Genomic DNA, 20,902 nt, shown 5'->3' with positions numbered 1-20,902 from the left:
GCACCGGGGAGAGAAGGCTCACGACGAGACGACGCGCACACCCGGAGCGGGAGTGCGCGACGGCGTACGGGATCCGGGTGAGCTCCCCGGAGCGCGAAACGGGCGGACGGCGTGTCAACACACGCCGTCCGCCCGCTCGTTGACCGGTCCCTCTGGCGAGAGCCCCGGGTGGGCGTCGTAAGACCGCCTACGAAACCACCGCGGGATCGGCCGACTTGGCCACGCGTTCGGCACTCTCGTCGTCGTCGACGGCGATGCCGCGCCGCTTGGAGACGTACACCGCGCCGACGATCACGATCAGCGCGAGGACCGCGATCGTGATCCGGACGCCGATGCTCTTGTCGCTGCCGTACGAGAACTTGATCACGGCGGGTGCGATGAGCAGCGACACCAGGTTCATGACCTTGAGCAGCGGGTTGATCGCGGGGCCCGCGGTGTCCTTGAAGGGGTCGCCGACCGTGTCGCCGATGACCGTGGCCGCGTGGGCCTCGCTGCCCTTGCCGCCGTGGTGGCCGTCCTCGACGAGTTTCTTGGCGTTGTCCCAGGCGCCACCGGAGTTGGCGAGGAACACCGCCATCAGGGTGCCCGCGCCGATCGCGCCCGCGAGATACGAGCCGAGCGCGCCGACGCCGAGCGTGAACCCGACGAAGATGGGCGCCATCACGGCGAGCAGTCCCGGCGTGGCCAGCTCGCGCAGGGCGTCCTTGGTGCAGATGTCGACGACCTTGCCGTACTCGGGCGTCTCCGTGTAGTCCATGATCCCGGGGTGCTCGCGGAACTGCCGCCGCACCTCGTAGACCACCGAACCCGCCGACCGCGACACGGCGTTGATGGCGAGCCCGGAGAAGAGGAAGACGACCGCCGCGCCGGCGATGAGCCCGACGAGGTTGTTCGGCTGCGAGATGTCCATCGACAGGGTCAACGGGGCTCCCGCACCGCTGAGTTTCGCTCCCACGTCCTGCACGTTCGTGGTGATCGCGTCGCGGTACGACCCGAAGAGCGCCGACGCCGCGAGGACGGCGGTGGCGATCGCGATGCCCTTGGTGATGGCCTTGGTGGTGTTGCCGACGGCGTCCAGGTTGGTGAGCACCTGCGCGCCCGCGCCCTCGACGTCGCCGGACATCTCCGCGATGCCCTGGGCGTTGTCGGAGACCGGACCGAAGGTGTCCATCGCGACGATCACACCGACCGTGGTGAGCAGGCCGGTGCCGGCCAGCGCCACCGCGAACAGCGCCAGCATGATCGACGTGCCGCCCAGCAGGAACGCCCCGTAGACGCTCAGGCCGATCAGCAGGGCGGTGTAGACGGCCGATTCGAGACCGATCGAGATGCCGGCGAGGACCACGGTGGCCGGGCCGGTCAGCGAGGTCTTGCCGATGTCCATGACCGGACGCCGGTTGGTCTCGGTGAAGTAGCCGGTCAGCTGCTGGATGACGGCCGCCAGCAGGATGCCGATGGCGACCGCGACGAGCGCGAGGATCCGCGGGTCGCCGTCCTTGGCCCGGATGGCCGCGTCGGTGATGCCGTCGAGGTCGGCGTACTTACCGGGCAGGTAGACGAAGACCGCGATCGCGACCAGCACCAGCGAGATCACCGCGGAGATGAAGAAGCCGCGGTTGATGGCGCTCATGCCGCTGCGGTCGCTGCGGCGCGGGGCGACCGCGAAGATGCCGATCATCGCGGTGAGCACGCCGATCGCCGGCACCAGGAGCGGGAAGGCGAGTCCGGAGTCGCCGAAGGCCACCTTGCCGAGGATCAGCGCGGCGACCAGGGTCACGGCGTACGACTCGAAGAGGTCGGCCGCCATGCCCGCGCAGTCGCCGACGTTGTCGCCCACGTTGTCGGCGATGGTCGCGGCATTGCGCGGGTCGTCCTCCGGAATGCCCTGTTCGACCTTGCCGACCAGGTCGGCGCCGACGTCGGCGGCCTTGGTGAAGATGCCGCCGCCGACACGCATGAACATCGCGATGAGGGCGGCACCGAGGCCGAAGCCTTCGAGCACCTTCGGCGCGTCGGCCGCGTAGACCAGCACCACACAGGAGGCGCCGAGCAGGCCGAGCCCCACCGTGAACATGCCGACGACGCCGCCCGTACGGAAAGCGATCTTCATCGCTTTGTGCGAGACGGCGGTGAGATCCTTTTCCGGTTCTCCTTCCGCCGGAGTGGCTTCGCGGGCCGCCGCGGCGACCCGCACATTGCTGCGTACGGCGAGCCACATGCCGATATAACCGGTGGTCGCCGAGAAGGCCGCGCCGATCAGGAAGAAGATCGATCGGCCGGCACGCTGATTCCAGTCGTCCGCGGGCAGCAGCAGGAGCAGGAAGAACACCACGACGGCGAATGCGCCGAGGGTGCGCAACTGCCGGCCCAGATAGGCGTTCGCGCCTTCCTGGACCGCCGCCGCGATCTTCTTCATGCTCTCGGTGCCCTCGCCCGCCGCGAGCACCTGGCGCACCAGGATCCAGGCGACCACGAGCGCGGCCAGCGCCACGACGGCGATCACCGCCACCAGGACCCGGTTGCCGTCGGTCAGGACCGCGGCCGCGAGAGTCGTGGGGTGGCCCAACTGTTGAGGGGTAGAAAGCCCCGCCATTCGTCCTCCTTGACGCTTGGGCTGAGCTCAAGATGTGGACGGATTCTAGGTACCCCGGAGTGATCTCAACAGGGGACGGTAAACGGAATTGGCCTTCTCGTGCTCTTCAGCAAATGATCGGGGCCATGCCACCGAACCCGAAAGTGGTAATGCCCCAAAAGCATTGACGATCACCATTGGCGCAATCGACGCTTGATCAAATTATCGGGCGATCCGCCAGGGCATTGATCGTGAATTCTTTCACGAATTCGGCGACCGGACGACATCCGCCGGAAAATAACAAGAAGGGCCCTGCTCAGCAGGGCCCTTCTTGATCGATCAGGTGACTCTCAGGAGAGCGCGACCCCCTGCGGGGTGGTCGGCCAGGTCATGCGGATGAGTCCGCCGTGCTCCCCGGCAGTGACCTCCACGTCGTCGACGAGGCCGCTGATGACCGCGAGGCCCATCTCGTCCTCCTCGGCCTCCACGTCCACGTCCGCCGCGCCGCCTGGTGCCCGGTCGCCCGGAGCGGAGCGGGGTGCTTCGTCGCCGACCTCGATGGAGAACTGTTTCTCCTCCTCGATCAGCGCCACCCGCACCGGATCGGTGATGCCCGCGCTCTGGTGCAGACCTACGGCACGGGAGCAGGCCTCACCGACGGCCAGCCGGACCTCGTCCAGGACGGCCTCGTCCACTCCGGCCCTGCGAGCCACCGCCGCCGCCACCAGTCGGGCGGTGCGGACGTGCTCGGGCAGCGCGCTGAAGCGGAGTTCAACGGTGGCCATACGTCCCCCTCGGAACTACGGGCGTGCGATGGGGGGCCGGGCCGCCGAAGAACCCGGACGGCCCCCTCGAATTGCGTCCGCCACGGGCACTGCGTCCCGCGGACGGCTGCCGGCACGGGCACGCGGGCCCGAGCGGGCGGGGGCGGCACGGGCGTACGTACTGGTGTACGGGCCCGTGCCGAGAGCCGGCCGGACGGCGCGGACCGATCGGCGGTCCGGGTGACGTCGGCCGGCTCCGGGTCAGTCGGTGGCCGCTACCGCTTCCTCGACCGAGGTGTGGATCGGGAACACCTTGGTGAGGCCGGTGATGCGGAAGATCTTCAAAATGCGCTCCTGGTTGCACACCAGGCGCAGCGAACCCTCATGGGCACGCACTCGCTTCAGGCCGCCGACCAGCACGCCGAGCCCGGTGGAGTCGAGGAAGTCCACGCCCTCCATGTCGACGACGAGGTGGAAATTCCCGTCGTTCACCAGCTCCACCAGCTGTTCGCGCAACTTGGGCGCGGTATATACGTCGATTTCGCCACCGACCTCGACAACCGTACGATCGCCGACTGTACGGGTCGACAGGGACAGGTCCACGGATCCTCCAGCACCTTGCTATCGAGCGGTCGCCCCTCGGGACACCTCGGCTTGCGGCCCCCGGGGCGGTTCGCCAGCCGCGATGGCATTCAATCACTTACCGGCAGGCGTGCACGACGCCTTGGCCCCATTGTCCGTCACTCCAGTGACACACTCGGTCCCGATGGCCATAAATCACCGATCCGATCGACCCTCGGTTCCGGCCGCGTCCGGGTTCTCTCCGGGCACGGTCCTGGACCGGCTCGCCTCCGGGCCGAGCCGGGCTTCGCGCATCACTCATACGGAGCACTTGCCCCCGCGCGCCGGTCGGCATGCCGTCTGGCCTGACCGGATTCGTTCGGAAGTCGTGGCGGCCGTGCAGAACTGCGGGATCGACCACCCCTGGGAACACCAGGCGCTGGCCGCCGAGCACGCCCTGGACGGCGACTCGGTGGTGGTCGCCACCGGCACCGCCTCCGGCAAGTCCCTGGCCTATCTGGTACCGGTCCTGTCCACCCTGCTGGACGGCTCCGAGGCCGCCAACGGCCGTGGCGCCACCGCCCTCTACCTGGCGCCCACCAAGGCCCTCGCGGCCGACCAGTGCCGTTCCGTGAAGGAACTTTCACAACCGCTGGGCCATGCGGTGCGTCCCGCGGTCTACGACGGCGACACCCCGTACGAGGAACGGGAGTGGATCCGCCAGTACGCCAACTACGTGCTCACCAACCCGGACATGCTGCACCGCGGGATCCTCCCCGGGCACCCGCGCTGGTCCTCCTTCCTGAAGTCGCTGAAGTACGTCGTCGTCGACGAATGCCACACCTACCGGGGCGTCTTCGGCTCGCACGTCGCCCAGGTGCTGCGCCGGCTGCGCCGCCTGTGCGCCCGCTACGGCGCCTCCCCGGTCTTCCTGCTGGCCTCCGCGACCGCCGCCGAGCCGGCCGTGGCCGCCGGGCGCTTGACCGGCCTGCCGGTCGTGGAGATCGCCGACGACGCCTCCCCGCGCGGCGAGCTGGTCTTCGCCCTGTGGGAGCCGCCGCTGACCGAGCTGCACGGCGAGAAGGGCGCCCCGGTCCGCCGCACCGCCACCGCCGAGACCGCCGACCTGCTGACCGACCTCGCCGTGCAGGGGGTGCGCTCGGTCGCCTTCGTGCGCTCCAGACGCGGCGCGGAGCTGATCTCCGTCATCACGCAGGAACGGCTGGCCGAGGTCGACCGTTCCCTCGCCCGGCGTGTCGCGGCCTACCGCGGGGGCTACCTCCCCGAGGAGCGGCGCGCCCTGGAACAGGCGCTGCACTCCGGGGAACTCCTCGGACTGGCCGCCACAACGGCCCTGGAGCTGGGTGTGGACGTCTCCGGGCTGGACGCCGTACTGATCGCCGGGTACCCGGGTACGAGGGCCTCTGTGTGGCAGCAGGCGGGTCGGGCGGGTCGCTCCGGCCAGGGGGCCCTCGCCGTGCTGGTCGCCCGGGACGACCCGCTGGACACCTTCCTCGTCCATCATCCCGAGGCCCTGTTCGACCAACCGGTGGAATCGACCGTCCTCGACCCCGACAACCCGTACGTCCTCGCCCCGCACCTGTGCGCCGCCGCGGCCGAGATCCCGCTCACCGACGACGACCTCGACCTCTTCGGCCCCGCCTGCGAGGAGCTGCTGCCGCAGCTGGAGGCCGCGAAGCTGCTGCGCCGCCGGACCAAGGCCTGGCACTGGACCCGGCGGGAGCGGGCCGCCGAGCTGACCGACATCCGCGGCGAGGGCGGCCGTCCGGTCCAGGTCGTCGAGGCGGGCACGGGACGCCTGCTCGGCACGGTGGACGCGAGCGCCGCCCACTCCACCGTCCACGAGGGCGCGGTCCACCTCCACCAGGGCCGCACCTACCTCGTACGCTCCCTCGACCTGGAGGACTCGGTCGCCCTGGTCGAACAGGCCGATCCGCCGTACTCCACGGTCGCCCGCGACACGACCGCGATCTCCGTCCTGGAGACCGACACCGAGATCCCCTGGGGCGACGGCCGCCTCTGCTACGGCTCCGTCGAGGTCACCAACCAGGTGGTCTCCTTCCTCCGCCGCCGGCTCATCACCGGCGAGGTCCTGGGCGAGTCGAAACTCGACCTCCCTCCGCGTACGTTGCGCACCCGCGCGGTGTGGTGGACGGTCACCGAGGACCAGCTCGACGAGGCCCGGATCAACCCGGAGATCCTCGGCGGCGCCCTGCACGCCGCCGAACACGCCTCCATCGGCCTGCTCCCGCTCTTCGCGACCTGCGACCGCTGGGACATCGGCGGTGTCTCCGTCCCGCTGCACCCCGACACACTCCTGCCGACCGTCTTCGTCTACGACGGCCACCCGGGCGGCGCGGGCTTCGCGGAGCGCGCCTTCCACACGGCCCGCACCTGGCTCACGGCGACGCGAGAGGCGATCGCCGCGTGCGAGTGCGAGGCCGGGTGCCCGTCGTGCATCCAGTCACCCAAGTGCGGCAACGGGAACGAGCCCTTGCACAAGCGGGGGGCGGTGCGGTTGCTCACGGTGCTGTTGAAGGGGGCGCCGGGGTAGGTAGGTGGGTCAGTGCGGGCCGGTGGGGGCTGGTCGCGCAGTTCCCCGCGCCCCTGCGGGGCGCGTTGCAGGCGTCGTTCGTCGAAGAGGTCGCCGAGCCTGCCCTGGCCCGGACCTCCGCGGCGAACGGTCCGGCACCGGCCGCTGCCGACACATCCGAGACGTCCCCGACGATCACGCACCGCGTCAGCCGCGCGTCCTGAGCCCGTGCCACCCCCTCGGCCCGGGCGCAGGCCGCCTCCGTCCCCTCGGCCCAGTGGTCGGCCGCCGCGAGGGCGGCCAGGTCAGCGCCGCCCGCCGCCCGGTGCCGGGCGACCACGGCGTGCCCCAGCCCCAGCACCACCCCGAACACCACGCACAGCACGGCGATCGCGCCGACGCTCCAGACTGTGGCGGACCCCCGGTCAGGCGCCCTGAAGGGGCGCGGGGAACTGCGCGACCAGCCCCCACGCAGCCGCAGCCGGCCGACCACCTCGCGCCCTCTCACGGCCCCTCCACCAACGCCACCGCCGACTCCCGTACCTCGAACGGCAGCCGGCCCAGCACCGGTGGCCTCGCCACCACCGTCACCCGCACCAGGTCCCCCTCCCGGCCCACGCTCACCGTCGCCCCCTCCGGCGCCGCCTCCTTCGTCACCGCGATCACCGCGTCCTCGGCGTCCTGCCGCGCGGCGGCCCGCGCCCCGGTGCGGGCGGCGTCCACGCATCGGATCTGGGCGGCCACCGTCAGCAGCCCCCACACCAGCGCCATCGTGAACGCCACCAGCACCGGCAGCACCACGGCCGCCTCCGCCGTCACGAACCCCCGGTCCGCGCCGCGCCCCCGCTCACATCCGCGCACTGAGGGCTCGTTTCACGATGTCCTGCAACTCCGCGCTGACCTGACCACTGGTCACGACCGCGTAGAGGACCGCCGCGAACCCGACCGCGGCGATGATCCCCATCGCGTACTCGGACGTGACCATGCCCGCGTCCCTGCCCAGCAGCTTCCGCATCTTCTCGACCTTCTGGTACATCCCCGCTCCTTCGACTCCGTTGACATCAGTTCCTGTTGACGAGCCCGCTTTCGCCCCCGTCATCCACCACCCCCTCGCATCACCCCGCCGGCCAGCCCGATCACCACGGGCAGCACGCCCACCGCGATGAAGGCGGGGAGGAAGCACAGCCCCACCGGCGCGGAGATCAGCACCGCCGCTCTGCGCGCCCGCGCGGTCGCGTTCCGGGTCCACTCCGCGCGGGCGTCCGAGGCGAGCCGGGCGACCGGGGCGGCGGCCGGCAGTCCGGACTCGTCGGCGCGCTCCAGCAGCCGGGCCAGGGCCGCGGCGCCCGGAAGCGCCGCCAACCTCCGCCACGCTTCGGCCGGTTCGCCGCCCAGCCGTACCTCGGCCGCGCCCCGCGCGAGCCCCGCGCCGACCGGTCCGCCCAGCGCTTCTCCGACGGCGTGGGCGGCGACCACGGGACCGGCCCCGGCCGCGATGCAGGCCGCCAGGAGGTCGGAGGCGAGCGGGAGTTGGCGCGCGGCCTCGGCCGCCTCCGCCTGCGCGGTCCGGGCCCCGTCGCCCTCCCGGCCGCGCCACTGACACAGCCCGACCGCGACGGCCAGTCCCAGCAGCGCCCCGACTGCCCCGCCGACCAGCACCCAGCCGCCGCACACCGCCCCGATGCCCGGCAGCCACCTGCGGACGGCACCCCGGACGTCGGACCGCCGTACCGCCACGCCCTCGGACCGCCGCACCGCCGTCTCCAGGGCCAGCAGTTCGGCGACCCTGCGCCGGGCCCAGCGCCCGCGCCGTGCCCTCTCCAGCCGCCACGCCGACCAGCTCAGGGCCAGCAGCACCGCGACCGTCACCCCCAGCCTGTGGACAACGTCCGCGCTCACGCCGCCTCAGCTCCCCGCACGATCCGGGCCGCCCACCACATCCCGGCACCCTCGAACACCGCGCCCACGGCCAGGCAGCCCAGCCCGGCCCCGGTGTGCAGCAGCACCCGCAGCGGGTCGGCGCCCATGGCCGAGCCGAGCAGCAGGCCGAGGACGGGCAGCGCGGCGAGCAGCAACGCGGTGGCCCGGGCGCCCGACAACTGGGCGCGCAGATCGGCGCGTTGGTCCCGCTCGGCACGGAGCGCCGCGTCCAGCCGGTCCAGGCCGGCGGCCAGCCCCGCGCCCTGGTCGACGGCCACCCGCCAGCAGGCCGCGAGCCCCAGCAGACCGTCGGCGCCCGGCTGCCGTGCCGCCGCCGCGAGCGCGCCCGGCACGTCCCCGCCGAAGCGGGCCGCCGCGACCACGGCCGCCCGGGCCTCGCCGAGCCCGCCGGAGTCCCGCGCGGCGCGCAGCAGCGCCTCGCCGGGCTGCCGCCCCGCGCGCACCTCACCGGCGAGCGCCCCGCAGAGCGCGATCACCGCGTCGGCGCGTGCCTCCCGGTCCCGCCGCTCCTGGCGGGCCAGCCGCGCCCGGCGCAGCACCGGCACCCCGGCCGCCCCCGCGAGCAGCGGAATCGCCGAGGCGGCGAGAAGGGCGAGCGCGACACCGACGGCCAGGGCCCACCACTCTCCCCGCCAACGGCCGCGCAGCCGCCGCAGCTCCCCGACCGTCTGCTGCCAGGAGGGCGGCCCGGTGGCCACCACCCGACCCCCCGCGAGCAGCAGCCGGGCCCGCCGCCCCTCACGCTGCCGCTCGACCAGCAGCCATGCCATGACCCCACCGCACACCACGGCCGCACCGATCGTCGTCTCGATCTCACCCATCACATACGCCCCTTCCAACTCATCGATCACTTCCGCCACTTCCGGGCAGACCACTCAGCCACTTCGGACCCACCGGCAGATGCAGATCAGGTGCCTCACAGGTCCCCCACGTCGCCTCGCAGCAGCTCCCGCAGCCGCTCCCACCCCCGCTCCCGCGCGAACGCCTCCTCGCCCCAGCGCAGTGCCGGTACCGTCCGCACCAGCCCCGAGGGATCCCGTTCCAGCACATGCACCTCGGCGATCCGCCGTCGGCCCGCGCGGTCGCGCACGAGGTGCAGCACCACCGAGAGCGCGGCCGCCAACTGGCTGTGCAGGGCGGCCCGGTCGAGTCCGGCGGCGGTGCCGAGGGCCTCCAGGCGGGCCGGTACGTCCGCGGCCGCGTTGGCGTGGACCGTGCCTTCTCTGAACTAAGAGATGGGCGCGAGAGAGGCGGCCATCGCCGCAGCTCAACTTGAGTGGATTCTGATCAACTTGTTCGCTGGCAACTGCGCCCTCTAACATCGACGTTGGCCTGCATCCTTGGTGCCGTGCACACCTTGGAGCGGCGGCCTTAAAAAAAAGTCCGCCGCGTGTGATGTGTCCCACAGGAGACGATGGGACGTAACTAGGCACACCGGACGGACCGGACCCCGCAGATGCGGATTAAGGCTGGCTGTCCGTTGAGTTCCGTAGGCCTGAGGCACGCCTTGGTCGTGCTGAAGATCCTTCCCGTCACCCTTGTCGTCGTGCTGTCTGCGCCGGCCTGGCTGACGTGGCCTTTTCTGTCCGAATCACGCCAACGAGTTGTCCTCGAGATGGTGACAGCGTTGGCCGAGTGGACTCGAAATAGTCGATGAGGATCTTGGTGTCCGCCGCCCGACGGGCGGCGGACGCTTCCCCGCGCCACGACTCATGGATCAGACAGTTCGCCCCGCAAGTTGGCTGAAGGTCGGCATCCCGAGGTCGACAACCTGCTGGCTGCGGCGTTGCTCTGCATCGACTTGAGCTAGCTTGTCCTCCGCGCCAGCGCGGCTGGCGTCCAGCCCTTCGATTTCGCCGAGCCATCCCTCTCGTTCGGCCTCGGCGATCCGGTCGATGAGGTTGTCACGGATCTCGACCAGCCGCGGTCGTTGAGCTGGATCGGGCCGCAGCATCGAGCAACGGACGCAGGCGTGCTCGTGAACGCAGGCGGTGCCGAAGGCGCGAGCGCAGATTCCGATGGACAGCTTGCGCCGCTCGAAGTGGCCGAGGAAGGCATCCCACTCCTGGTTGGTGGGCGTGCGGTATTCCTCGCTCGGGCGGGTGGCCCGCCGCCGTGCGATGAACGCGCGATGGGCCTCTATGGCCTCGGCGGGATAGATCGCGTTGTAGCCCATGGTGGTGTTGATGTCGCCGTGCCCGGCGATCACCTGGGCAATGTGTGGGGGCAGACCACTGCGGATGGCGTCCGTGATGAAGATCCGGCGGAAGTCGTGCGGGTCGAAGTCCAGCGGCCGGCCGGCCGAGTCAGTCAGCCCGGTGGAATCCAGGACTTCGTTCAGGCCGTGCCTGATCACCCGCTGTGAAATGGAAGATCGCTCGCCCCCGTACTCCCACTGGAACAGGAGAGGCATGGGCGGATTCCAGACCCGCTCTGCCGGGTCGTAGCTTGTGATGTGTGGGATGGCGCCGGTTCGCCGATCGCGGACGCGGGAGATGATCGTGCTCAGGACGTCGGCCAGCTCGGGGCTGACGAGGATGAGCCGCTCCTCGTCCATCTTGGACGGTGCGATCTGCAGTAGCGGGACGATCTCGCCTGTGGTGGGCAGCTTGTATTGGATCAAGCTGTGATGGCTCGTCTCCATCATCTCTTCGATCCGGGCGCCGGTGTGCTGCAGGAACTCGATCGTGGCCCAGGTCCAGAAGGCCCGGTTCTCCGCCACTCCGAGCATCCGACGATGTCCGGAGTCGTCAAACGCCCAGGTGGACGTGGAGCTCTTGGTCCGTGTGAAAGTCTGCCCCAGGACCGTGAACGCCCCGCCCAGCGGAGCCGCCGCCAGTGCCTCGAGGCGGAGCTTGGCGGCGTCGAGATACTCCTTGGCGGCCCGTGCGACGGCCGGCAAGGCTGGCAGGCGCTCACGAGTGCGCTGGTCCATCTTCGCCTTGACCCGTTTGACGTGCTTCTTCATGACCACGTCGGCTTCGCCGATGGGGCATGGCGCGGCCCAGAGGCCCCATCGACCCGGTTCCTCGATAGCCCACTGCGAAATGTCGAGGTAGAAGGCCCGGACCGTGATCATGAGCGAAGGGAAGTTCGCGCGCTCGCTCACGATCTCGCGGACGCTGCCGTCGGGTTGCCTCTTCCGTTCGACCTTCGTGCGGAGCCTTTGCTTCCAGGCCGAACTCATCTCTGGGGGGAGGCGAAGGGAGTCGATGCCTGGATGGTGGTGCTCAAGCTCGGTCCAGAAGGACTTGACCAGGTCTCTTGAAAGGGTCTCCAACGTGTTGTAGTCGAGAGCGGGCTGGCGCTCCTTGAGGTAGTCGACCAGGAGGTCTCTGACCGGCTTGCACTGGACGTTGTAGCGGTCGACGAGTTGCTCCACCGAGACCTGGCCGCTGGCCTTCGCCAGGTGCCGCAAGGTGCCCGGGGCTCCCTCTGGAAGCTGGCCGAGCTTGTGCAGCCAGGAGTAGAACAGCGTGTGGCCGCTGTAGTACTTCCGCATACTCCTCAGGGTGTCGAGGAACTCCAGGGCGTCTCCGACGGTGATGTCGGTGATCTTTCCGCCCTTGGCGGCAAGAATCTTGATGAGGTCGCCCTGGGCGCTCGTGCCGACTCTGGAAGACCATGTTGTGGCCGGGACCAGCGCTTCCAGGTGGGCGAAGCCCTCTGGATCACGGATGGGCGGAAACGCGGAGCGGATGTGAGTCGAGTTGCGGGATATCTGCCACTCGAGCGAGGGTCGGAGAACATCCGCGCAGGTCAGCAGGAGCATCCCCGCCGTGAGCGCCATCCGGCCGGCCTTCTCGTGTGAGGTCCCGATCCAGACCGGGGCGAGCTTGCTCCACTGGGATCCTGGGACGGTGGCGGCGGGGCTGGCGTTCCAGCGCTGCTGCCAGGTGTCTCCCGGGAAGCCGTCGAGCCACTGAAGGATCTTGCGGGCCCCTCGGCGTCGCATGTCGTGGGTGGTGGGGTGCGCGGCCCGCAGAGGTGGATGCTCCAGACGGCCCATGACGGCTTCGAGAGGTTCGGCCGTCATAGGCCAGGTGTCCACGATCGGGCGGGGCGGGAAGCGTTCCTTGAGTGTCTTCTCGGCCGTTCCCAGCAGTCGCGGAGATGGCAGAGCGTGGGTCGACTGCGCAGCCGTCAGGGTGTCAAAAGCGATCACAGGGACATCCCGAAGAGGTTGTTGAGAGAGTCGGGGTTGTAGCCGGGTGCCGGCTGCGGTGGGGGCTGTTCTCGCAGGCGAGCTTGCCGGGCATGGTGGGCCCGGACGTGCTCGATCACTTCGTCCTTGCCTGCCGGGAGGTAGAGCTGGGTTGTGGTCAAGTGGGCATGCGCGAGGACCCATTGGATGTCCGTGAGCGGCATTTTCGGGTCCTGAGCGAGCCGGTAGGCTGCGGTGTGACGTAGATCGTGCAGGGTCCAGTTCGACCCCAGTAGATCGTTGGCACTCTCGAACATCGCCCGGGCCGCGTGATAGTTCAATGGCCGCCACGGACGGCGCAGGGTCCACCACAGCGTCTCGTTCCGCCCTCGCGGCACCCCAGCCCGCCAGGCCTCTTCCTGGTAGAGCCGCAGCCAGACGAACGAGTCGGTGGAACACGGGATTTGCTGATAGTCGCGGGATCCCTTGCGGATCACACCGATCAGCTGATCGCCGGGCAGAGCGTCGCGTTGCCGGCTGGTGAGGAGTTCATCGGCCCGGGCGCCGTTGGAGACCCAGAAGGCGAGTAGCGCGCGGTCGCGGTTGTACTTGAGTGCGGCGAAGAGCGCGTTGAACATGTCGTCGGGGATGCGGCGGGGGGCCCGTTTCGGGATCGTCGGCCGGTAGCGCCCCGAGCGCTCGTTCCTGAACGGGCTGGCAGGGTCCTTGTGGGCGTTGGCCCGCCCTGACCGGCGGGCCCGAACGAGGGGAAACGGGTTGATGATTGGCCCCGTGCCCTCGTCGAGATGAAAGTCGTAGAACGTCCGCAGGACCGTCTCGCAGTGGGCCCAGGTGTTGAGCGCGTACTTCGTGCCCGGTGACGACTTCCCCGTGATCGGGTTCGGTGCCCCGGCCGGAAGCTTGCGCTTGCGCTGCGGCTTCGGTGCGGTCTCCGCGGTGAGACCGGCCAGACGGTGCCGCCAGTGAACCCGTACCGGCTTGTCACCGATCTGCATCCACCGTACGAAGTCACGTGCGTCCACCCGGGTCGCCTGGTTCCACTCGATGCCCAACGCCCACATGAACCGCCACCAGCGCAGCAGGTCCAGGCCGTACGAGCGGATCGTGGTCGCAGGCCGCCCGCATGCCTGCATCTCGGCGAAGTAGATGTCGACCGGCTCGACCACAGCGCAGTTCTGATCCAACAGCTGGTAGGGAGCCCATGGGTTCCCCGTCTCGGAGAGCTGCCCTATCTCAGGTAGCACGAAGTTCGATAAGTCCCTCTCGGAACCACTGCTCTCAAGCATGCACGGAAGTTAGCAGAGACCCCATCTGACCTGCGAAAAGAAGTGAGCTAGTTCAGTCAACGGGACGCAGCCGCCCTCGTGTCCGGTGTTGAGCGCGGCGAGCAGATGGACGACCTCGGGTCCGCGCACCTCGCCGACGACCAGCCGGTCGGGGCGCATCCGCAGTGCCTGCCGGACCAGGTCCTCCAGGGTCACCAGGCCGGCGCCCTCCTGGTTGGCGGGTCTGGTCTCCAGCCGTACGACATGCGGGTGTTCGGGCCTGAGCTCCGCCGAGTCCTCGGCCAGCACGATCCGCTCCCCCGGTCCGACCAGGCCGAGCAGGGCGCTCAGCAGGGTCGTCTTGCCGGTGCCGGTGCCGCCGCTGACCAGGAAGGAGAGCCTGGCGGCCAGCAGGGCGCGCAGGATCCGGTCGCCGCCGGGCGGTACGGTCCCGGCCGCCACGAGTTCGTCGAGCGTGAAGGCCCGGGGCCGGGCCACCCGCAGGGACAGACAGGTGCAGCCGACCGCCACCGGGGGCAGGACCGCGTGCAGCCGGGTGCCGTCGGGCAGCCGGGCGTCCGCCCAGGGCCGTGCGTCGTCCAGGCGCCGGCCGGCCACTGCGGCCAGCCGCTGCGCGAGCCGTCGTACCGCCGCCGCGTCCGGGAAGGCGACCCGGGTCAGTTCCAGGCCGCCGCCGCGGTCCACCCAGACCCGGTCGGGGGCGGTCACCAGCACGTCGGTGACCATGGGGTCGGTGAGCAGGGGCTCCAGCGGGCCGCTGCCGACCAGTTCGGAGCGCAACCGCTCGGCCGCGCCGAGGACTTCGGCGTCGCCGAGCACCCGGCCCTGCTCGCGCAGCGCCTGCGCCACGCGCGCGGGTGTCGGTTCGGCGCCGCTCTCGGCGAGCCAGCGCCGTACCCCGTCGAGCAGGGCCGGGCCGTCGGCGCCCGCCGTGCCGGGCCTCATACGCCACCCGCCTCGACCAGCGTCCGCTCCCAGAAGTCCTTGCAGAAGCGGCCCAGCGGTCCGCGTGCGGCGGAGCCGGGCGGTTTGCGGTTCGGGCGGGCCAGGCCCGGTTCGACGGGCACCTCGCCGGCCAGGGGGAGGCCGAGCAGCCGGGCCACCTCGCGGTCGTCCAGTCCGGGCGCGTACGGCCCCCGTACCGCCACCCGCAGATCGCGGACGACCATGCCGACGGTGGCCGCCACCCGGCCGGCGGCCGCGATCGCGCGGAGTTCGGCGGGGACCACGAGGACGGCGAGGTCGAGCTGGGTGAGGACCTCGGCGACCTCGTCGTCCAGACGGCGCGGCAGGTCGACGACGACCGTGCCGCCGCGCCGGCGGGCGGCGGCGAGCACCGCGCGGACGGCGGGCGGCGGGATCGCCACACTGTCGCCGCGGTCCCAGCTGAGGATCCGCAGCGAGTGCAGTTCGGGCAGCGACTCCTCCAGGGCGCCGCTGCCGAGCCGGCCGCGCGAGGCGGCGAAGGCGGGCCAGCGCAGTCCCTCGGCGGTCTCGCAGCCGAGGAGTACGTCGAGTCCGCCGCCCAGCGGATCCGCGTCCACGAGGAGGGTGCGCAGTCCCTCCCTCGCGGAGGTGACGGCGAGCGCGCAGGCCAGCGTGGAGGCGCCGGCCCCGCCCCGGCCGCCGATGACCCCGACGGTGAGGGCCGGGCGGCCCACGCCCTCGACGACGTCGGCGATCCGGTCCACGAGCCACTGTTCGCCGTCGGGCAGCATCAGGACGTGGTCCGCGCCGATCTCCACGGCCCGTTTCCAGACATCCGGGTCGTCCTGGTCCTGGCCGACGAGCACCACCCCGCGTCGGCGCGCGGCCCCGCGGACCCGCCGCGCGGCGTCGTCGCCGACCAGGACGAGCGGGGCGGACTCCCAGCCGCCGCCGCGTTCCGGTACCCCGTGGTGGACCTCGGGTCGGGCGCCGGCCGCCGCGCAGAGGCGCAACAGGTCGTCGAGGAGTTCGGCGTCCTCGGTGACGATCATCGGGCGTCCGGGCCGTCCTGATGGGGCGGACGGCGGTTCGTGGGTGACGGTTCCGGCCACGTGAGCTTCCCCCTTGGCTGTGTTCTCGCGCGCGGCCCCTGCGGCCCCGCGATTCCCAAACGTGTGGAGAACCGGCAAGCGGCCTCCATATGCACGGCCGACAGAAACCGGCCATTGGCGCCCGGCAATCGGAACCGGCCATGAACTCGCCGCCGTCGGAGCGCGCAGGAATCACGGTGCGGCGAACCCGGAAAACGTGTGGATCTTGGTCCAAAACTGTGGACAACTCGGGGGCTGTGAATATCGCTGTCACCCATACCGGTGAGGCCCGTTCCAGGGTCTGTGCGACTTCCACAGCGCAGCGCCACGGCTACCCAGCGTGACGGAGCATGGGTATGCGAGAGGGGCGACCGAAGCCGCCCGACCAAGGCCTCACGGCCCGCGAGAGAGGAGGAAAACCCACCCGGACATGCGACGACCCCCACCGGGGGGGAGAGTGGGGGTCGTCTTCACGGCCGACTCGGGGGGGGAGGAGCCGGGCCGCGTTAGCACGGTCGCGAACGATCCGTGACTTCCATGGTGTACCCGAGAGCCCTCTCAGGCAAACCCACGCGCCCCACCTTACGCCGAATGGTGGGCGCCTATGCTCGGGGGCGTGGAAAACCACTCCTTGCCCCGCACAGCAGCCTTCTTTGACCTGGACAAGACGGTCATTGCGAAGTCGAGCACGCTCACGTTCAGCAAGTCGTTCTACCAAGGCGGTCTGATCAACCGCAGGGCGGCGCTGCGCAACGCGTACTCCCAGTTCGTGTTCCTGGTCGGCGGTATGGACCACGACCAGATGGAGCGCACGCGCGCGTACCTCTCCTCCCTCGTCCGTGGCTGGAATGTCCAGCAGGTCAAGGAGATCGTCGCCGAGACCCTGCACGACCTGATCGACCCGATCATCTACGACGAGGCCGCCTCCCTGATCGAGGAGCACCACAAGGCCGGCCGGGACGTCGTCATCGTGTCCACCTCGGGCGCCGAGGTGGTCGAGCCGATCGGTGAACTCCTCGGCGCCGACCGGGTGGTGGCCACCCGCATGGTCGTCGGCGAGGACGGTTGCTACACGGGTGAGGTGGAGTACTACGCGTACGGCCCGACGAAGGCCGAGGCCGTACGCGAGCTGGCCGCCTCCGAGGGGTACGACCTCGACCGCTGCCACGCCTACAGCGACTCGGCGACGGACCTGCCGATGCTCCAGGCCGTCGGGCATCCGCACGCCGTGAACCCGGACCGGGCGCTGCGCCGCGAGGCCCTGGCGCGCGGCTGGCCGATTCTGGACTTCAACCGTCCGGTACGGCTCAAGCAGCGGATCTCCGCGCCCCCGCGTCCGGCCCTGGTCGCCGCGGCCGCCATAGGGGCGGCGGCCGCCACCGCGGGCCTGGTCTGGTACGCGAGCCGGCGCCGGAACTCGGTCGCCTGAACCGGCCGTCCGGCACCCCCGGTGACCCGTTCGGCCTAACGGCGCCCTTTTGGTGCGTCTTTGAACCTAAAAGTAAAGAACTGCAGGCAGGGGTTCCGCTTGCTCGGGGCTTGCAGTACAAAGGGGTTAGCGGCCCGCGAGACCTAAGGACATCCGAGAGGATCACCTTTAAAACGCATTCGGCCCCACGGACCCAGCATGAACACCGAGCACCCACGCGACGTCGACCCGTCGATTACGGGCCAGCCGCACCAGGTGACGGGCAAAGCACCCGACCTGATGGGCAACACATCGAGGACGCTTGGTAACCCGGTGAACATGCCAGCGGCGGTACGACTCCTCGTACCGCCGCAACCCTTTTCCGGGGCCCTCCCGCGCCGGTTTCAGGCCGCTCCGCGCTGGAGCGCCTCGCACACCGCCGTCGACTCGCGCACGCCCAGCCCGACCGCCCGGCCGCAGTGCGCGATCCAGGCCGCCATGCCCTCCGGAGTGCCGGAGACATACCCGTCGAGAGCCGCCAGGTAGGAGGCGCGGCCCAGCTCGGCGTGGCCGACCTCGGCGGGGCAGATCGCCTTGGGGTCGAGGCCGCTGCCGATCAGCACGATCCGCTCGGCCGCCCGCGCGACCAGCCCGTTGTACGAGGTGAAGGGGCGCAGCGCGAGCAGCTCGCCGTGCACCACGGCGGCCGTCACCAGCGCGGGCGCCTCCGTCCCCGCGATGATCAGGTCGGCCAGCCCTTCGAGGCGGCCCGACACCTCGGCCGCGCCCGGCAGCGGCAGCTCGATCAGCGGCTCGTCGACGGTCTCGCCGGCCTGCCGCGGGCGCCCGACCTCGTCGCCGTCGGTCGCGGCGGCCACGAGGTGCAGCCGGGCCAGGACCCGCAACGGCGACTGCCGCCAGACGGAGAGCAGTTGGCCCGCCTCCGCGGTCAGCCGCAGGGCCGCACCCACCACGCGCGCGTCCTCGTCGACACCGAAGTCGGAGCGCCGGCGGACCTCCTCCAGCGCCCAGTCGGCACCGGAGAGCGCCGCACTGCCCCGGGCGCCGCGCAGCGCGGCCTCGGAGGTGACGGCGTTGCTGCGGCGCCGCATGACCCGGTGGCCGTAGACCCGGTCCACGGCCTTGCGCACGGACTCCACGGACTCGGCCACGGAGGGCAGCGAGCCCAGCGCCGCGAGCGGATCGGCGGTCGCACCTGTCGTACTCATGAGTACGACCCTACGCACCCCGCCCTCCCCCTCCACGAAGGAGTGGTCTTCTTCACTCCATCTGACACATACAGCTATCACCCGACTACCCTTCGTGAACATGAAAATTGCTTTCGTCGGAAAGGGCGGCAGCGGCAAGACCACGCTCTCCTCCCTGTTCATCCGCCATCTCGCGGCCGGCGGCGCGCCGGTCGTCGCCGTCGACGCCGACATCAACCAGCACCTGGGCCCCGCGCTCGGCCTCGACGAGGCGGAGTCGGCGGCACTGCCCGCGATGGGCGAGCGGCTCTCCCTGATCAAGGACTACCTGCGGGGCCACAACCCGCGGATCGCCTCCGCCGCGACGATGATCAAGACCACCCCGCCCGGCGAGGGCTCGCGGCTGGTCCGGGTGCGGGAGCCGAACGCGGTGTACGACGCCTGCGCGCGGCCGGTGGAACTCGACGGCGGCGCCGTCCGTTTGATGGTCACCGGGCCCTTCACGGAGGCCGACCTGGGGGTCTCCTGCTACCACTCCAAGACGGGAGCGGTGGAGCTGTTCCTGAACCACCTCGTCGACGGCCCCGACGAGTACGTCGTGGTCGACATGACGGCGGGTTCGGACTCCTTCGCCTCCGGCATGTTCACCCGCTTCGACATCACGTTCCTCGTCGCCGAGCCGACCCGGAAGGGGGTCTCCGTCTACCGCCAGTACAAGGAGTACGCCCGGGACTTCGGCGTCGTGCTGAAGGTGGTCGGCAACAAGGTGCAGGGACAGGACGACCTGGACTTCCTGCGCGCCGAGGTCGGGGACGACCTGCTGGTGACGGTCGGGCACTCGGACTGGGTGCGCGCCATGGAGAAGCGCCGCCCGCCCCGGTTCGACCTCCTGGAGGACGACAACGCCCGCGCCCTGCGCACCCTCAAGATCGCCACCGACGCGACCCACGAGCTGCGGGACTGGGAGCGCTACACCCGGCAGATGGTCCACTTCCATCTCAAGAACGCCCTGTCCTGGGGGAACGAGCGCACCGGGGCCGACCTGGCGGCACAGATCGACCCCGGTTTCGTGCTCGGCGAGGGGGTGGCGGCGCCCGCCTGACGAAGGCGCCGCCCCGGTTCCGCTACTGCTTGACCGCCGGCGCCCCGGGCACCCCCTTCGGGGCCGGGGCGGGGCGGCCGGACAGGAAGGACGCCCAGCCCGGCCGCGGGGCCTCGCCCACGTTCAGGGTGCGCAGCTTCGCCAGGACCTTCGGGTCCTGGGCGTCCAGCCAGTCGGCCAGCTGGTGGAAGGAGACACAGCGCACCTCGGGCTTGTTGCACACGTCCTGGACGACCTCGTCGATGGCACGCATGTAGGTGCCGCCGTTCCAGGACTCGAAGTGGTTGCCGATGACCATCGGCGCGCGGTTGCCGTTGTAGGCCCGGTTGAAGCCCTGGAGCAGCCCGTCCCGCATCTGGTCGCCCCAGTAGTCGTACATGTCGGGGTCGCCCTGGGTCGAGGTGCCGGACTGGTTGACCATGAAGTTGTAGTCCATGGTCAACTGCTCGTAGGTGTGGCCGGGGAAGGGGACGAGCTGCATCGACAGGTCCCACAGCCCTTCCCTCTTCTTGGGCCAGACCTGGTCGTTGACGCCACTGGTGTCGTAGCGGAAGCCCAACTGGCTCGCCGCCTTCACGAAGTTCTTCTGGCCTTCCAGGCAGGGGGTGCGGGCGCCGATGAGCTCCTTGTCGTAGTCGAAGGGCAGCGGTGCGGCGTTCTTCATGCCGGTGTTGGTCTTCCAGGTCTCCACGAACCGTTTGGCCTGGGCGATCTCGCTCTTCCACTCGGCCACCGACCACTCGCCGACACCCCCGTCGGGGCCGCAGAAGTGCCCGTTGAAGTGGGTGCCGATCTCGTTGCCCTCCAGCCAGGCCAGCCGTACCTGCTTGGCCGTGTCGGCGATGCCCTGCTGGTCGTTGAAGCCGATCTCGGAACTGCCGGGCGAGTGCTGCGGGGGCCGGTAGAGGTCACGTTTCTCCTCGGGCAGCATGTAGACGCCGCTGAGGAAGTACGTCATGTTCGCGTTGTTCTCCTTGGAGACCTTGCGGAAGTGCGAGAACAGCTTCTGGCTGTCCTCGCCCGCGCCGTCCCAGGAGAAGACCACGAACTGCGGAGGCTTCTCACCGGACTTGAGCCGCTCGGGCTGGGGCTGATGCGGCTGCGCCCCGGTGTACGCGGTGGAACCGTCGCCGATCAGACGGACCACACTCTGGGGCGCCGGCGCTCCTTTCTGCGGCCCGGACGCCCCTTCCTCGGACTTGGTGCCGCTCGCACAACCGGCCAGCGACGCGGCACAGGCCGCGGCGGCGGCCACGGCGCCGACAGCCATCCTCTGGGTGGCGGCCAATTCCGCTCACCTTCTTCCTTCTCTCGGCGAACGCC

General features: G+C 70.5%; 16 protein-coding genes and 2 pseudogenes. 3 read left to right on the top strand and 15 right to left on the bottom strand.

Going from position 1 to position 20,902, the window contains the following annotated elements; genetic code table 11:
* Positions 1-187: 187 nt before the first annotated feature.
* The 3 genes from ACIPSJ_RS19755 to bldG all read right to left on the bottom strand — a co-directional run bounded on the left by ACIPSJ_RS19755 (position 188) and on the right by bldG (position 3,939).
* Positions 188-2,593: a sodium-translocating pyrophosphatase gene (locus tag ACIPSJ_RS19755; RefSeq protein WP_401347269.1), complete on the bottom strand. Its 2,406-nt coding sequence runs from the start codon at positions 2,591-2,593 to the stop codon at positions 188-190.
* Between the two features lie 329 nt (positions 2,594-2,922).
* The gene (locus tag ACIPSJ_RS19750) at positions 2,923-3,357 is read right to left on the bottom strand and encodes an ATP-binding protein (RefSeq protein ID WP_359206116.1); all 435 of its coding nucleotides are present in this window, start codon (positions 3,355-3,357) and stop codon (positions 2,923-2,925) included.
* Positions 3,358-3,597: 240 nt separating this feature from the next.
* A complete protein-coding gene (gene bldG / locus ACIPSJ_RS19745; RefSeq protein WP_010986038.1) occupies positions 3,598-3,939 on the bottom strand; it encodes an anti-sigma factor antagonist BldG in 342 nt (113 codons plus the stop codon).
* An 82-nt stretch (positions 3,940-4,021) separates the two neighbouring features.
* Between bldG and ACIPSJ_RS19740 the strand changes: the two genes are divergently transcribed.
* Entirely contained in the window at positions 4,022-6,472 is a 2,451-nt protein-coding gene (locus ACIPSJ_RS19740; RefSeq protein WP_359206118.1) for a DEAD/DEAH box helicase, read from the top strand.
* On the opposite strand, the gene ACIPSJ_RS19735 is transcribed toward ACIPSJ_RS19740, so the two are convergent.
* From ACIPSJ_RS19735 to ssd, 10 genes and pseudogenes are all read right to left on the bottom strand, one after another.
* Positions 6,441-6,926 carry an Rv3654c family TadE-like protein gene (locus ACIPSJ_RS19735; protein WP_401347446.1) on the bottom strand — a complete coding sequence of 162 codons (486 nt, stop codon included), beginning with the start codon at positions 6,924-6,926 and terminating at the stop codon, positions 6,441-6,443. The genes ACIPSJ_RS19740 and ACIPSJ_RS19735 overlap by 32 nt on opposite strands.
* 29 nt (positions 6,927-6,955) lie before the next feature.
* On the bottom strand, positions 6,956-7,312 hold the full coding sequence (locus tag ACIPSJ_RS19730) for a TadE family type IV pilus minor pilin (protein WP_401347265.1): 357 nt from the start codon (positions 7,310-7,312) through the stop codon (positions 6,956-6,958).
* A complete protein-coding gene (locus tag ACIPSJ_RS19725; RefSeq protein ID WP_359206122.1) occupies positions 7,299-7,487 on the bottom strand; it encodes a DUF4244 domain-containing protein in 189 nt (62 codons plus the stop codon). The genes ACIPSJ_RS19730 and ACIPSJ_RS19725 overlap by 14 nt, the downstream gene beginning before the upstream one ends.
* A 59-nt stretch (positions 7,488-7,546) precedes the next feature.
* The gene (locus ACIPSJ_RS19720) at positions 7,547-8,350 is read right to left on the bottom strand and encodes a type II secretion system F family protein (RefSeq protein WP_401347262.1); all 804 of its coding nucleotides are present in this window, start codon (positions 8,348-8,350) and stop codon (positions 7,547-7,549) included.
* The gene (locus ACIPSJ_RS19715; protein ID WP_401347260.1) at positions 8,347-9,213 is read right to left on the bottom strand and encodes a type II secretion system F family protein; all 867 of its coding nucleotides are present in this window, start codon (positions 9,211-9,213) and stop codon (positions 8,347-8,349) included. The genes ACIPSJ_RS19720 and ACIPSJ_RS19715 overlap by 4 nt, the downstream gene beginning before the upstream one ends.
* A gap of 95 nt (positions 9,214-9,308) precedes the next feature.
* A pseudogene (locus tag ACIPSJ_RS19710) lies at positions 9,309-9,611 on the bottom strand (secretion protein); the annotation flags it as partial.
* Between the two features lie 498 nt (positions 9,612-10,109).
* A complete protein-coding gene (locus ACIPSJ_RS19705) occupies positions 10,110-12,557 on the bottom strand; it encodes a tyrosine-type recombinase/integrase (protein WP_401347258.1) in 2,448 nt (815 codons plus the stop codon).
* Positions 12,554-13,723 (bottom strand): tyrosine-type recombinase/integrase, encoded by a 1,170-nt coding sequence (locus tag ACIPSJ_RS19700; RefSeq protein ID WP_401347255.1) that lies wholly within the window; start codon positions 13,721-13,723, stop codon positions 12,554-12,556. Before ACIPSJ_RS19700 ends, ACIPSJ_RS19705 begins: the two co-directional genes overlap by 4 nt.
* A 186-nt stretch (positions 13,724-13,909) precedes the next feature.
* A pseudogene (locus ACIPSJ_RS19695) lies at positions 13,910-14,788 on the bottom strand (TadA family conjugal transfer-associated ATPase); the annotation flags it as partial.
* The gene (ssd, locus tag ACIPSJ_RS19690; RefSeq protein ID WP_401347252.1) at positions 14,785-15,882 is read right to left on the bottom strand and encodes a septum site-determining protein Ssd; all 1,098 of its coding nucleotides are present in this window, start codon (positions 15,880-15,882) and stop codon (positions 14,785-14,787) included. The pseudogene ACIPSJ_RS19695 and the gene ssd, both read right to left, overlap by 4 nt.
* Before the next feature lie 583 nt (positions 15,883-16,465).
* Here ssd and ACIPSJ_RS19685 point away from each other — a divergent pair.
* The gene (locus tag ACIPSJ_RS19685) at positions 16,466-17,290 is read left to right on the top strand and encodes an HAD family hydrolase (protein ID WP_401347249.1); all 825 of its coding nucleotides are present in this window, start codon (positions 16,466-16,468) and stop codon (positions 17,288-17,290) included.
* A gap of 383 nt (positions 17,291-17,673) precedes the next feature.
* Here the strand turns inward: ACIPSJ_RS19685 and ACIPSJ_RS19680 are convergent, their stop codons facing one another.
* Positions 17,674-18,498 (bottom strand): oxidoreductase, encoded by an 825-nt coding sequence (locus tag ACIPSJ_RS19680; RefSeq protein WP_355725024.1) that lies wholly within the window; start codon positions 18,496-18,498, stop codon positions 17,674-17,676.
* Between the two features lie 100 nt (positions 18,499-18,598).
* Between ACIPSJ_RS19680 and ACIPSJ_RS19675 the strand changes: the two genes are divergently transcribed.
* Positions 18,599-19,579 carry an ATP-binding protein gene (locus ACIPSJ_RS19675; RefSeq protein ID WP_401347247.1) on the top strand — a complete coding sequence of 327 codons (981 nt, stop codon included), beginning with the start codon at positions 18,599-18,601 and terminating at the stop codon, positions 19,577-19,579.
* Positions 19,580-19,601: 22 nt separating this feature from the next.
* Here the strand turns inward: ACIPSJ_RS19675 and ACIPSJ_RS19670 are convergent, their stop codons facing one another.
* On the bottom strand, positions 19,602-20,867 hold the full coding sequence (locus ACIPSJ_RS19670; protein ID WP_359206133.1) for a hypothetical protein: 1,266 nt from the start codon (positions 20,865-20,867) through the stop codon (positions 19,602-19,604).
* Positions 20,868-20,902 lie beyond the last annotated feature (35 nt).

The sequence above is a fragment of the Streptomyces sp. NPDC090088 genome (assembly GCF_044747345.1).
Taxonomy (GTDB): domain Bacteria; phylum Actinomycetota; class Actinomycetes; order Streptomycetales; family Streptomycetaceae; genus Streptomyces.
This window is presented reverse-complemented; position numbering and strand designations above follow the sequence as displayed.

What these genes read in the sequence shown, in the direction of transcription:
- ACIPSJ_RS19755 (WP_401347269.1), bottom strand. Translation starts at nt 2,593, where the DNA reads ATGGCGGGGCTTTCTACCCCTCAACAGTTGGGCCACCCCACGACTCTC.
- ACIPSJ_RS19750 (WP_359206116.1), bottom strand. Translation starts at nt 3,357, where the DNA reads ATGGCCACCGTTGAACTCCGCTTCAGCGCGCTGCCCGAGCACGTCCGC.
- ACIPSJ_RS19740 (WP_359206118.1), top strand. Translation starts at nt 4,022, where the DNA reads ATGGCATTCAATCACTTACCGGCAGGCGTGCACGACGCCTTGGCCCCA.
- ACIPSJ_RS19725 (WP_359206122.1), bottom strand. Translation starts at nt 7,487, where the DNA reads ATGTACCAGAAGGTCGAGAAGATGCGGAAGCTGCTGGGCAGGGACGCG.
- ACIPSJ_RS19715 (WP_401347260.1), bottom strand. Translation starts at nt 9,213, where the DNA reads ATGGGTGAGATCGAGACGACGATCGGTGCGGCCGTGGTGTGCGGTGGG.
- ACIPSJ_RS19685 (WP_401347249.1), top strand. Translation starts at nt 16,466, where the DNA reads ATGCTCGGGGGCGTGGAAAACCACTCCTTGCCCCGCACAGCAGCCTTC.
- ACIPSJ_RS19680 (WP_355725024.1), bottom strand. Translation starts at nt 18,498, where the DNA reads ATGAGTACGACAGGTGCGACCGCCGATCCGCTCGCGGCGCTGGGCTCG.
- ACIPSJ_RS19675 (WP_401347247.1), top strand. Translation starts at nt 18,599, where the DNA reads ATGAAAATTGCTTTCGTCGGAAAGGGCGGCAGCGGCAAGACCACGCTC.